This window comes from Pseudoalteromonas sp. S4492, assembly GCF_005886115.1.
Classification (GTDB): Bacteria; Pseudomonadota; Gammaproteobacteria; order Enterobacterales; family Alteromonadaceae; genus Pseudoalteromonas; species Pseudoalteromonas gelatinilytica.
Genome location: NZ_PNCP01000035.1, coordinates 21,144 through 34,680, shown reverse-complemented (window position 1 = coordinate 34,680; position 13,537 = coordinate 21,144). Strand labels below are relative to the sequence as shown.

8 protein-coding genes are annotated in these 13,537 nt (G+C 41.9%); 6 read left to right on the top strand and 2 right to left on the bottom strand.

Annotated features, from left to right (window positions below):
• Positions 1-80 precede the first annotated feature (80 nt).
• Complete coding sequence (locus CWC28_RS10520; RefSeq protein ID WP_138625126.1) at positions 81-1,757, top strand: methyl-accepting chemotaxis protein; 1,677 nt, start codon at positions 81-83, stop codon at positions 1,755-1,757.
• A 31-nt stretch (positions 1,758-1,788) separates the two neighbouring features.
• Here CWC28_RS10520 and CWC28_RS10515 read toward each other — a convergent pair whose 3' ends face one another.
• Positions 1,789-3,804, bottom strand: a complete 2,016-nt coding sequence (locus CWC28_RS10515; protein ID WP_063701349.1) for a TonB-dependent receptor — start codon at positions 3,802-3,804, stop codon at positions 1,789-1,791.
• 444 nt (positions 3,805-4,248) lie between these two features.
• Between CWC28_RS10515 and CWC28_RS10510 the strand changes: the two genes are divergently transcribed.
• The 5 genes from CWC28_RS10510 to CWC28_RS10490 all read left to right on the top strand — a co-directional run bounded on the left by CWC28_RS10510 (position 4,249) and on the right by CWC28_RS10490 (position 11,268).
• Positions 4,249-4,539, top strand: a complete 291-nt coding sequence (locus CWC28_RS10510; protein ID WP_063701211.1) for a hypothetical protein — start codon at positions 4,249-4,251, stop codon at positions 4,537-4,539.
• Positions 4,536-6,107 (top strand): PepSY-associated TM helix domain-containing protein, encoded by a 1,572-nt coding sequence (locus tag CWC28_RS10505; RefSeq protein ID WP_063701214.1) that lies wholly within the window; start codon positions 4,536-4,538, stop codon positions 6,105-6,107. The genes CWC28_RS10510 and CWC28_RS10505 overlap by 4 nt, the downstream gene beginning before the upstream one ends.
• Positions 6,108-6,257: 150 nt before the next feature.
• Complete coding sequence (locus tag CWC28_RS10500; protein ID WP_138625125.1) at positions 6,258-7,139, top strand: EamA family transporter; 882 nt, start codon at positions 6,258-6,260, stop codon at positions 7,137-7,139.
• 166 nt (positions 7,140-7,305) lie between these two features.
• On the top strand, positions 7,306-8,952 hold the full coding sequence (locus CWC28_RS10495) for a hypothetical protein (RefSeq protein ID WP_138625124.1): 1,647 nt from the start codon (positions 7,306-7,308) through the stop codon (positions 8,950-8,952).
• A 237-nt stretch (positions 8,953-9,189) separates the two neighbouring features.
• A complete protein-coding gene (locus tag CWC28_RS10490; RefSeq protein ID WP_138625123.1) occupies positions 9,190-11,268 on the top strand; it encodes a TonB-dependent siderophore receptor in 2,079 nt (692 codons plus the stop codon).
• A gap of 46 nt (positions 11,269-11,314) precedes the next feature.
• Here CWC28_RS10490 and CWC28_RS22260 read toward each other — a convergent pair whose 3' ends face one another.
• Complete coding sequence (locus CWC28_RS22260) at positions 11,315-13,495, bottom strand: extracellular catalytic domain type 1 short-chain-length polyhydroxyalkanoate depolymerase (protein ID WP_212746797.1); 2,181 nt, start codon at positions 13,493-13,495, stop codon at positions 11,315-11,317.
• Between the last annotated feature and the right edge of the window lie 42 nt (positions 13,496-13,537).

Here is a 13,537-nt window from a genome sequence, read left to right as displayed (position 1 = left end):
AAGTTTCTCATAACTTTTATTCAAATTAGATTTTTGTACTATGGTTAATAGTATTTACTTTCAATAAGAAGGGTAATACTTTGACTATTCGCTTTTTACTCAGAGCCGTTTTCGCAGCAACTATTACCCTTGCTGCTGGGCTACTTTTAATTATTCTATTCTTGCAGTCAGGCCAAGATAAAAGTATGGACTCTGCTCAAGAGCGTTATGAGCTCAGTCACCTTGCCAAGTTTTCAGCTGCAAACTCGATTCATTTAACCGAACTTGCCCGTCAGCATGTTGTGACCTTAAACCCTCGCTATGCAGATGAGTACCACCAGCTTGTTGATCAAATTGAAGGCAAAGCAGCTTGGCTTAACGGCGAAAAGAAAAGTTTCGAACAACGCCTAAAAGCGTTTAATGTAGCCGCTGATGATTTAGCCCTGTTGCAAAAATCAAATGATTTGTCGCTCAAACTGGTTGAAACAGAAGAACAAGCATTTAGTTTAGTGGGTGACTTGCTTGGTCGCGATACAAATAACTTAACTGCAAGCGAGCATAAAAAGTGGGTGCAAGCTATTACGCTTTTAACCAATGATGCATACATGGCCGAAGTTGAAAAAATTCAGCAACCTGTACAAGCATTTTTAAGTTCAATTGAGAAAAAAAGTGCTGCAGAAGTTAAAAGCAATCACGACCGTGTGGTTACCTTAAGTTTAATTAGCACCGTGTTAGTCCTGACTATTATTGCTACCTTGATAGTGTGTTACTGGCAATTAGAGAAAAAAGTAATTAAAGCAACCCATGCCTTAATTGATGAAGCTAAGCGTATTTCTGAAGGGGATCTGTCTCGTTATATTGACCACAAAGCCGATGACGAAATAGGCCAGCTTGCGAGCAGCTTTAATATTATGGTTGATAAACTGTCTCAGCTTCTTAAAGAAATTCATGATCAATCAGAGCAAGCGCAAGTGGCTGCAAAAAGCCTCGACGAAATTTCACAGCAAGCTAAAACGCTCAATGATATTCAAAGCCAAGCGATTGAAGTGATTTCAAGCTCAGTCTATGAAAACTCAACGGCTGTTAAAGAGGTTTCTCAGAACTGTGCAGCCGCAGCAAGCAGTGCTACCGCAGCCAATCAAAAAACCCAAGAAGGCCTTTATGTTGTAAAACAAGGGGTGAGCTCAGTTGAGTCTGTGGCCGATACATTAACAAAATCACTCACTGACCTTAACCAACTCGAGGCCTCAGTGAATGAAGTCACGGTTATTTTAAGTGTTATCAGTAATATTGCCGAACAAACTAATTTATTGGCACTCAATGCCGCAATCGAAGCTGCCAGAGCGGGTGAACAAGGCCGAGGCTTTGCCGTTGTTGCCGACGAAGTACGAACGCTGGCAAGCCGTACGCAAAGCTCCACCCTTGAAATTCAAGATAAAATTGACTCATTACAATCGGCAACTAATGCGGTGACACAAAGGATCCGCTCTAGTGATAATCAAATTAAAGAGGCAGTGATCAATTCGGAAAAAGTGGGCCATATGCTCGATGAAATTAGCGTGCAAGCAAAAGCCATTTCTGAGGCCAATATGACCATTGCTTCTGCATCTGAACAGCAATCTCAAGTGACAGAAGAAATCGCCCAGCGCTTAAATGAAGTACAAGACACCAGCCGTAAATCACAGCAACAAACGCAAAGTATCTCATCTTCATCGAGTAAGCTGGCTAACTTGGCAAATAACTTAAACGGGCAAATTAACCGATTTAAATTAAGCTAGTCGCTGAGTAAACCAGCGACTAGCGTTTAGTTTAAAATCGGTAAGTAACAGATGCACCGATTGTTTGTGGGTTTACAACTGCCACATAGCCTTGTGGGTAGCGACCACTGACAGGTTCTTGTGAGGTATACGCCTCTTCATCTAAGGCATTGTTGATGAAGGCACTTATCAACCATTGTTCAGTATCGTAAGTCATCGATAAACGCGTAATGGTGTAATCACCTGCAACGCGTTCTTCTGTATTTGTTAAGTCACCATAAAATTCATCAACATAATTGGCACTTAAATTCACTTTTAGACTATCGGTAAACCAATGCGACAGACCTAAACTCGCCGTTAACTCCGGTGCAGAGTTTAAATCATTGCCGACGGCATCAGGAAAGGCTGATGATTCATCAATTTTAGTTTTCAATAAACCAAAGCCACCATGTAACTGCCACTGATCGCCCAGCATGCTGTAGGCTTCTACTTCTAAACCATAGCTATGAGCATCTTCAATATTAGTGATTTTACGCTCTGAGCTTAGCGCTTGATAACCGTTAAAGTTATTGTAAAACACATTAGCGCTGATATTTATGTCACCATTATTGATTACGCTGCGTGAACCAATTTCATAAGTATTAACGGTTTCTTCATCGTAGTAGTAATAATCTTCAGCAGTAAAATCAAGTGCGCCGCCCCCGGCATTGTAACCACGACGAGCACTGGCAAATAACGTTGTTTCGTCGCTAATATCATATTGAATCGCGAGTTTTGGTAAACGCAGTGTGTGTGAATTATCAAGTTGCTCAACGAGCATATCACCACGAAATGCCATATTGAAATTACGTAATTGTTCTTCACGCTCAATGCGCAGACCCGCTGTTAACGTTAATTCGCGGCTTAAGTTAAAGCTTGTTTCACCATAAACTGCGGTCGATTTACTGCTATCGTCGCCGTAATAATTGGTTGCTCCGACACTTTCAAAGTCTTGGTCACGGTCAAAATAAGCAAGACCAACAAAGCCTGAGTAAAAATCATTGCTTAAACCAAAGTTCAATTTGGTATCGACAGTGATGTTACTTTCATCCATTGATACGTCAGATTCTGCACTTTCAAGTGGTTCGTAAGCTTCAAATCCCCATTTGTAATCCATATAAGCAACTAAAACATCTAACGAAAAATCATCGTTAATTTTGTAATCAACATTCACTTGCGTGGTATCAGATTCAGTATCCATAATACGTTGATATAGCGGCTCATAATCAAATGGCTCATCCGCTAAAAAGTACTTACGACCCGAATTACCTTCTTCACTGTAAGTTGAATAAGTTAGCTGTACAGCAAGATCTTCGCTAGGTGTGTAAAGTAATTTAGCGCGTGTGCTACTGGTATTTAACTTGTTTAATTCACGATCAGTGGGGTTTGTTTCGTATACCGGTGGATTTGAAAATGTTTCGCCATCAACGTACTGAGTTGATAGACGAAATGCTAATACATCTTCAACTAACGCACCGGATACCACTGCGGCAGTATCTAGGTAGCTATCTTGGTTACGATAACCAACGCGCACAGCCCCTTCAAATTCTTGAGTAGGTGCTTTAGTTGTCATGTAAACGGCACCCGCAATACTATTACGACCATTACTGGTTGATTGCGGCCCTCGGTAAACTTCAATTTGTTCTACATCCCACAGACCCGTATCACCGGTTAAATCTGCAACAAACGGTTGGCTTACACCATCGATTAAGGTTGAAACACGGGCTTTGGAACCACCGCTAAATGAGTTAAAACCCGTTGCACCACCATTACCTGACACGCCTCGCATATCTGGTACCGAGCCCGTTAACACAACAACGTTCGCCATTTCTGACAGCGCTTCAGATATAGAAGCAAGTTGACCGTTTTCTAGTAAAGACTTATCAACAACCGCCACTGACGACATGGTCTCTTTAAGTGACTTCTCTGTTTTTTCACCTGTAACAACAATGGTATCCATTGATTTTCGACTGCTTTGGTCGTCATCGGCCCACGCTGAGCCTTGTGTAACAAGTAATGATGCAAGCATAACTTTGGTGAGTGAATTAAGTTTAAATGCAGTAGCCAATGTCCTTTCCCCGTAAGAGATTATTAGAATTAAACAAATTGAGTTTGATAAAAAAGCGCTAGGAAATTAACACAAGCTTAATGATATTGCAATTGAGTTTAGTTATCATTTACAATGAGATTTAACATCAACTACAACTATAATCTTATGCTCACTTTTACCGTTACCCTGCTTGTCGTTTTTGCTGTCAGTACTGTGTACTGCACTAGAAAGCAGCAGCGATTCTTAAAAAAACCTATTAAAAAACAATGGCGATTACTTTCGATTGCGTTAATCGTTTGCGCATTAATACTTGCCTTTCAACAATACTCAGTCACAGCGGCCGTGTTCTATATCATTTTTAGTTTGATGCTAATGTTGATGCTGATCCCTTTTATTAGCCTGCTGAAAAGAAAAGGATAATTCATGACAAGCTCATCTAAACGCCAACCAACTTGGTTAGGGAAAACCCTTGCGGGTGCATTTTTAGGGATAGCCCTCTCATTTATTTTCGTTGCATTTTTTGCTTGGTATGGCCCAGGAGGCATTGATGCTCGCGATAAAGTGCAATTTAACATGTGGATGATCACGCCTGTTTGGCTAACCATTTTTAGCTTTAGTTATTTATTCAACTCAGCAAAGCAAGCGTGGCTTGTGCTTGGCAGCTTAACTGTGTTGCTTTATGGCGTGTTTTTTATGCTAAGGAGTGCATCATGAAAGTCAGATCGGATATTCTTCGCACCTATCAAGGTGTACATACATGGACAGGTATAATTGCAGGTTTAGTGCTGTTTATTGGTTTTTATGCGGGCAGTTTGACCATGTTCAAACACGAAATACAGCAATGGGCAGCACCTATTCAAGCTCCTAAAATCACCAGCTCTAATTATGACTACCAAACGCTGGTAGATACGGCAATTAATGAGCAAGGCGAACAACTTGCTAAAGGCTTTAACCTTGATTTACATACCCAAGATGCACCTCTTTCGTGGTATATCAAAGGCAATGCCCGAGGCATGGAGCTTGATAAACAACTCAACTTCGCACACCTAAATGCTGATGGCACTTTAAACGTCAGCGCACAAACCGAAAACGAACTTGCCGATTTAGTTGATTATTTACACCGTACAGCTGGTTTTATAGGCGAAATTGGTCATGACCAATCAGGGGTCTATATTCTTGGTATTGCCTGTATTTTGTATTTTTTAGCTTTGGTCTCAGGAGTGATTATTTTACTGCCAACATTAGTTAAAACCTTTTTTGCACTGCGAAAAGAAAAAGGGCCTAGTCGATTCTGGCTCGATAGCCATAACCTTGTCGGTATAGCGAGTTTACCGTTTCATTTAGTCATTGCTTTTACCGTAGTAGTGTTTGCATTTCATGACTTTATTTATGGTGGTTTAGCGCAATTTTATGATGGCAAGCCACTGTTTCAGCGCCCTACGCCTGCCGCGCAAAGTTTTCATATTGAGAACTTACCACGCATTGATGAACAAGTACTCGCAGCGAAAAACTATGCCCCCGGCTATGAGCCAATCCATATTCGCTATAGTAATTTAAATTCGGCCTCACCTTCTGCGGTGTTTATGATGAGTAACAATAATGCGGTAGTGCGCGGACCAGATACTGATTACCTATTCATGAACCCGTACACACTAAAAGTGGTTAACTCAAGCTACCCGCAAGGCGAAGGTGCAGTGTGGGGTAACATGGTTGCCAGTATTTTCTCACTCCATTTTGGCACCTATGGGGGAGACTGGGGTCGTTGGGGCTACTTCGTTATGGGGTTACTTGGCGCCTTCTTATTCTATTCAGGTAATTTACTGTGGATAGACAAACGCTTTAAAAAAGATGCTAATAAACGCAGTACCTTGTTTATGGCAAAACTCACCATTGGCGTTTGTTTAGGATCTATGATTGCCGTAGCCTTCACACTCGTTGCTGCCAAATGGCTACCTATATTTGTTAGCAACACAAACTACGCCACCCTATACAGTTACTACGCCGCTTTTTTTGCTTTTGTGATTTATAGCTTCTTAAAACCTGTAAAAAAGGCGACTATTGTTGGGCTTTACTTGCTTGCAGGCCTATGTGCATTAATGGTGCTCTCAACCTTACTAAAACTTGCTTTAAGTAACGTTAATTCGCTTTTTTACACAAGCTATTGGGTTGATATTGTCGCTGCTATTTTTGCCGCTATATTCTTTAACATGGCCAAACGCCAGCAGCAAAAACAGGCCACGCAAACCATCATGCCGGCCTTTCAACAAGCAAGCCAAATTTAAGCATTTTGAGCATGGGTATCAAAGCAATTTGATACCCGCAATTTTGCTTTATCGAAAATCCGTGTCTGTTTAACGAAAAACATTTCTTATCCCACAAAACATCAGTAAAATCGCCGCAAACTTAAGGTATTAACTTTCATAAGGACAGTGATGCAGCGCACCATCCCACCGTTTTTTATTGCTGTTATTTGCGTGCTTCTTGCGATGGTCACCATTCAATCTGGTGCCTCCGTTGCCAAGCAATTATTCCCTTTAATTGGCCCTGAAGGCACAACCGCACTGCGCTTGGGTTTTTCTGCTGCTATTTTGTGTCTTGTGTTTAGGCCATGGCGCGCATTTCCGCCAGTGGGACAACGCATGCCTATTATCATCTATGGCCTAAGCTTGGGTGGCATGAATATTCTGTTTTATTATGCAATTGAGCGTATCCCGTTAGGGATAGGTGTTGCACTTGAGTTTACAGGTCCCCTTGCGGTTGCTCTGCTTTCGTCACGTAAAAAACGCGACCTATTTTGGGTAGCCTGCGCCATTGCTGGCATAATTTTATTATTACCCGATATGAAAGGCGAAGACAGCCTCGACCCTGTAGGTGTTATTTTAGCCCTTGCGGCGGGTGCCTGTTGGGCATTTTATATTTTGTTTGGTAAAAAAACCGGAAATCAAGGTTCAGGCGGGATGACCGTTGCTATGGGTATGAGCGTTGCCGCGATTGTACTTGTGCCCTATGGTGCTGCTCCTCAAGGCACTGCACTATTAAGCTGGGAAGTGTTACCGCTGGGTCTTTTAGTCGCCATTATGTCTAGCGCACTACCCTATACCTTAGAAATGGTGGCGCTGCGTAATATGCCTGCGCAAGGGTTCAGCATTATGATGAGCCTAGAACCAGCCATTGCAGCATTGGCTGGCTTTATGATCCTAGGCGAATTTTTAAACCTGTGGCAATGGTTAGCTATTTTACTCGTAATCACCGCGTCCGTAGGCAGCTCAATGTCGAGTAATTCTGAGGATCAGAAAAGTCAGAAAAACAGCTAATTTAACATTAAATATGCATTTTTTAGTACTTAAAGATTAAATTCCAGACTTAAAAACAGCTTTTATCGGCATTCGTAAAGTGAGGCTTCTCACTATAATGCTCACTATTAATACAAAGTGGTCTTATCTCTTTGTGTCGCAACAAACCTAATAGTGGGATTTACTTATGTCGATAAAAGCCAAATTATTTCTATCAACCCTAGCTCTTTCAAGTAGCTTTGTGACTTCTTATGCAATCGCTAATAACTGCCAAGGGGAATTAGTAGCTATGAATGCCGGCCGAGGCGAGTTAGGTGTTGTATTCGGTCTCGATGAGCTGCAAAAAACAGCTAGAGCAGACTCTGTTGCAAAATTTAGTTCTGCTGCAATTGCATATGACGAAACAACTAACCGCACTTATTATGTGTCTTCACCTATTCCACTTGAATTCAAAGTAGATGTTAGCCATCTTGATATCAGTGATGAACAACGTCCAAGTTTACCTATTAGAGGTGACAAATATAAATACAGTCGCTTAGCCTATTTTGATCATGCAACAGGCGAGCATATTGTTGTAGGTAAGACAAAATCAGTTTTCGGTATGGCATACGCTTCTGATACTGACTCACTTTTTGCAGTCAGCTTCTCAAAGCTATATCGCATAGACAAATACTCGGGCGAAGAAACTGTGCTAGCTGATTTCAGTGGCATTGATGGTTTAAGCCGCGCTGATTTAGTCATTAAAAATGGCGACCTTTTATTAGTAACAGCGACTTCTGTATATAGCATTGACCGTAATGACTATTCATATACTAAATTAGCCAATCACAACTTAGTTAATGTCACAGGTGCAACATTAAGCCAAAAAGGTGACGTTTTAATCAGTCGTGTGATTATTAATGATCATGGTGATCAAAACGAATCTAAAATTTATAAGCTTAGCCCTCATTCAGGAAAAACTTGTCTGGTTGCAACCTTGCCGATTCACATTAGTGACTTAACAACAAACACATCAAGCTCAACAAGTTGTTACACTGAAGCGCCTTGCGCTATTTCAAATGATGGCATTCCTTACTACTCAGAAACGGTTAATAACCAACTAGGTGGTGTATGGCAGTCATTTGATTTTCAAGATCAGTATTTTACAAAGCCCGCTGTGTTTTCATCAGCAGCAACCGTACATGATGAAAATGGTGGTGTTATTCGTTTAAAGAATATTGAAACAAATAGTTCTGAAATTTCATTCCAGAATTGGCAATATTTAAACACAAAACATAACGAAACTGAGTCTTTTGACTTTTTAACAATGAATGAAGGTCGCTATACAATGAGCGACGGTACAATTGTCGAAATTGGTAGTTTTAGCTTGTCTAACTCTAGAGAGTTTAAAGACGTTGTATTTTCAGAAGCATTTAGTGCCAAACCTTACGTCTTTTTGCAAACTCAAACCTACAATGGCGGACACAGTGCCTATACACGTGCCGGTAGTTTAGCAACAACAGGCTTTAAAGCTGCATTTTATGAGCAAGAAAGCTTAAATGAAGGTCATGTTGCTGAACGAGTGGCTTATTTTGCAATTTTACCTGGTTCAGGCACTTCTGGCACACTAGAAACAGTCGCAGGTAACAAACAATATAGCTTGTATCAAGCCGATATTGATCATGATGGTGGGCAGATTGGTAAACATTTTTACTTCCTCCAAGAAGAGCAATCTATGGATGAAGAATTACTTCACGCTAAAGAGCGAGTACACGTGATGGATATTGAGGAAGTAAGCCTTGCTCAAACTGTTACTGTTCGTGGTGAAGACACATACACCCTCCGCAGAAAATAAATACTCCTAAATCTAGGCGCCTTAGTGCGCCTTTTTCATACCCAATTAGTAAACTCGCCTTTTCATATACACAAAACTCTTTGACATAATTTGTTACATTTATTTGTATTAACATATCACTTTTGTGATGAATGGTGATGATAACTATTATCAGTTGTGATAACTTACCCGCCAATTGTTTCCTTATTAAAAACAATAACCCTATAAAAATTTGCTAAATAACACGCGGAGATAAAAATGAAATTCACTCAGTTGCCTGTTGCAACCGCTATTCTTTGTGCACTTTACCCTCAAATCAGTTTTGCAGAACAAACGACTGACGTAGAGGCTAATCTCGAAAAAATCGAAATTGTAGGTATTCGACAAAACCGTATTAGTGAAGGCGCGACAGGTTTAGCGCTAGAAATTGATGAAACTCCGCAATCAATCAGTGTGATCTCTGCTGAGCAATTAAAAAATTATTCTGCTTTTAACATTAATGATGCTTTACGCTTAGCGCCAGGTATCAATGTTGAAGAATGGGAAACTAACCGTACCAACTATACATCACGTGGTTTTGAAATTAAGAATACACAAATCGATGGGGTTGGGTTACCGAATGATTGGGGCATTGTTACCGGTGCAATGGAAGCATACGGCTACGAAAAAATTGAAGTGATTCGTGGTGCCAACGGCTTACTTACTGGTGTAGGTAATGCATCGGGCACGCTTAACTATGTACGCAAACGCCCTAAAAACGAAAACGGCGGCGAAATCGGTGTCTCTGTTGGCTCATGGGATTTTAAACGTTTACAAGCTGACTACTCACTATTATTAACCGAATCAGGTAGTTGGGCTGCTCGTTTTGTGGCTGCTGCAGAAGATAAAGAATCATATCTAGATGGCCTTGAGAACAATCGCGAGTTTTTCTCTGCGGTGGTAGATGGGCAGCTTACAGATAACTCAACAGTTACTATCGGTTACTCATATCAAGATGCAGATACCGATGGCAATACTTGGGGCGGCCTTGTTTATAACTACACAGATGGTACGCAAGCTAAATGGGATGTCAGCGACACAACCACCCAAGAGTGGACAATGTGGGACACCATTAACACCTCTGCATTTGTTGAATACAACTATGTTTTTGCAAACGCATGGCAGCTTCAAGCGAGCTACAACTTCCGTGGTTTTGAAGAGCAAGACAAACTATTTTATGCCAGTGGCAGCATTGATAAAGACACCAATCTTGGCCTAAGTGGTTGGCCGGGTCGCTACGACAGCGAAGTAGATGCTGATTTATTTGAAATCAAAGCATTTGGTGCCTTTGAATTGTTTGGTAAAGAGCACCAAGCAAGCTTTGGGGTAAGCCATGCTAAAAGTGATGATGTGATGTATCAACACCCGTTTGATTTTGATAATACACCCGCTTATGGACCAACGCCTGCGTTTCCGTACGATTTAGATGCGATCCCAGAACCGGATTGGTTTACGCCAGTTCTGTATTCAGATATTGAACAAAAGCTAACCCGTTACTTTGGCTCGGCTCAGTTAAATATTACTGATAAATTATTTACCGTGGTTGGTTTTAACGCTATTGAATTTGAACGCTCAGGTATGAATGCCGGTGCATCAATCGATAATGACGAAAGCGAGACAAGCCCATATATCGGTTTTACCTATAAGTTAAACGACGATTTAAACTTATATGCTAGTTACTCAGATATTTATCAGCCGCAAGAGCAAGCTGATTACAACGGCCAATACTTAGCACCGACTAAAGGCACTAACTTTGAAACCGGTGTTAAGGCTTCTTGGTTTGATGATGCCCTAATGACAACATTTGCCTACTTTACTGCAGAGCAAGATAACTTTGCGCAATATGCGGGCCTCACTGAAGATGGTATTTATTACTATGAAGGCGTGTCTATTGAGTCAGAAGGTTATGAATTTGAAGTCACAGGTAAAATCACCGACGCTCTAAATATCGTCGCATCTTATACACATATTGATGTAACAGATGAAAATGGTGATGACACGAATAAATGGGCACCTCGCGATGTTGTTGGTGTAACGGTGGATTATGCACTAACAGATGCAGTGGTTGTTGGTTTAAATGGCCGTTGGCAATCTAAAATCGAAAGTACTGATTACAATGTTAAGCAAGGTAGTTACGCGCTACTAAACGCCTTCGCGCGTTGGAATATTAATGACCAAGTTGCAGTACAAGCTAACGTTAATAATATTACTGATGAGCAGTATATTAATAGCTTACAAACCGTGGGTTATTACGGCGCGCCAACAAATGGAAGCCTAACTCTGACCTATAAGTTCTAAACGCTGTTTAGAAAAAAGTGTCGCCCGTTTGGGCGACACACATCTATTAATTAGGGCAATTACCTAATTCATAATACCCAGCACTAGTTTGCGCTAAGGTACTGGTATAAAAAGTGTTATAAAGACCGAGGTTATCACCTGAACCCACCGCATAGGCGTAAGAGCCATTCGTGGTTGCGCGATTTGCTTGCACATGCGCATAGTTGCTTGAGGTGGTTTCAGTGCATTGGTAATCACCATTCGGTGTTGAGTCACACGCATCACCCACACCATCTGCATCACTATCTAGCTGATCACTATTGGCTACCAGCGGGCAGTTATCTAGGCTATCACTGACACCATCGCTGTCGGAGTCACTCGTTTCACCATCAGGAGTGCTGTCACACACATTACCAACCCCGTCATTATCGTTATCGGCTTGATCAGCGTTCGCCACATTCGGGCAATTATCTGCGCCATCGAGCACACCGTCGTTGTCTGCGTCATTAGTCGGTTCGGTGGTGGTTTTGCATGCCTGCAATGGCCCAGCACAACTTGAATCATCATCAGCAATCCACTGACATTGATTTGTGCCCGCTGAATACTCGCGCATAGTAAAGGCTGCGGTTCCAAACGCTAAATAACAGGCAGAATAACCTTCGCCCCAGCTAATATGGCCTTCGTTGATATGAAGATTGTAATCGCCTGTCACGCCAGCATCGATGACAAAACTAATGCTATCTGTTGATGTAAGCGCAGTATCATCAGTTGCGGTGATCACGGCGTTATTATTGCCACCAGCCAAATTGCATTGCTCAGCAAAGTACTCTAGCCCATTCACTGTAGCCGTCACATCACCATTGCTAAAACTGACCACGACAGTGCTTAAATTTTGATTATCATCAATCACTGTGCCCGTTACCAAAGCGCACTGCCCGTTTACACTAGCCGCAGTGTCACTCAGTAGCGGTGCTGTAGCCGCAGGCTCTGGTCCAACGCGTACCGTAAGATTAGCTTCATCACCTTGTTTCGCTTCATTATCTGTGGCACTGACACGCACTTCATAAAGTCCATCGCTGAGTGCACTTGTCACCCCGCTAAAAGTATTATTCGCATCGACTTGCACGTTCAGTGACTCAATTAAGCTTGCCGCGCCACCGGCTAGGCTATACACGTTAATATCAACATTCGTTACACTGCCTTCTGGGTCGACTGCACTGCCTGTAATGGTGAGCTGATTATTACTGTCTGTGGCAGTTAAATTACTAATTTCAGGGCCTGCATTACGATCAACTCGTTTATTATTAGCCGCAAAGTACTCACCGAGATAGGTTGCAAAATTAATACTGTTTGCCGCCACATAATCGCCAGACGCACCTTGCCCGCCCGACCACGAATGATCCAAATTATTAAACCACAGCATAGCAACCCGATTGTCTTGCCAAAGTGACTGCTCAGCGGTACGCGTTGCATCATCACTTATTGTTGTCGTACCTGAAAGTTGATTAACCCCATAAAGGGCAGCAAAGCCATCTGCGTTTTGCTGGTTATAACAGGTATTGACTGTGGTATCGGCAGTACCGTGACCAATCACCGCTATTTGTGTGGAAAAATGATCTTTATAACTGCCAGCATAGCTTTCACAGCGGGATACAAAGGTGTTTTCAGACACTATTTCACAGGTCGAAATTGCCCCACTTGAACTTGTGCCGATGGTCGGCCCGGCGCTGGGTGCAACCCCGGCAAATACATCAGGCGCTACACAAGCCGTTTGTGCAGCCATTGCAGCCCCAGATGATAAACCTGCAATATACACTTGTTTGGGATCAATATTACGCGCTGCATCACCACTTAATGCATTGGCTAAATTAATCAAATTCTTATAATCGCCAGAGCTTCTATTGATTGCTCCTTGCCAATATGACCAGCAGCTATAACCTGCCTTATTCATAGCATCAGGAACGGCTATTACCATGCCATGGGCTTCGGCTGCATCTTCAAGATTCGCAGTTAAGTAGTTATTAATGGGTTGTACGCAGCCATGTAATACCAGCATCAAAGAATGGCCATTGCCTATGCTTGATTGCGTATCAGGAGTGTAAATATGAACATTATTAAAACCGCCAATGCTGACATTTTGCTGCCAACTCCCTGCAAAACTTGGCTGTGAGAAAATAGCAGCACAGAGCACTGCGAGTGGAGTAAACGACGCTGATTTTCGTTTACATAATTGTGTTACTTTTTGCATATATCGCCTTTATAGTCGTTATCATTGTTGTCTGTCAGTTGA

Coding starts and splice junctions, on each gene's coding strand:
- CWC28_RS10515 (WP_063701349.1), bottom strand. CDS start 3,804: ATGCTTGCATCATTACTTGTTACACAAGGCTCAGCGTGGGCCGATGAC.
- CWC28_RS10510 (WP_063701211.1), top strand. CDS start 4,249: ATGACAAGCTCATCTAAACGCCAACCAACTTGGTTAGGGAAAACCCTT.
- CWC28_RS10505 (WP_063701214.1), top strand. CDS start 4,536: ATGAAAGTCAGATCGGATATTCTTCGCACCTATCAAGGTGTACATACA.
- CWC28_RS10500 (WP_138625125.1), top strand. CDS start 6,258: ATGCAGCGCACCATCCCACCGTTTTTTATTGCTGTTATTTGCGTGCTT.
- CWC28_RS10495 (WP_138625124.1), top strand. CDS start 7,306: ATGTCGATAAAAGCCAAATTATTTCTATCAACCCTAGCTCTTTCAAGT.
- CWC28_RS10490 (WP_138625123.1), top strand. CDS start 9,190: ATGAAATTCACTCAGTTGCCTGTTGCAACCGCTATTCTTTGTGCACTT.
- CWC28_RS22260 (WP_212746797.1), bottom strand. CDS start 13,495: ATGCAAAAAGTAACACAATTATGTAAACGAAAATCAGCGTCGTTTACT.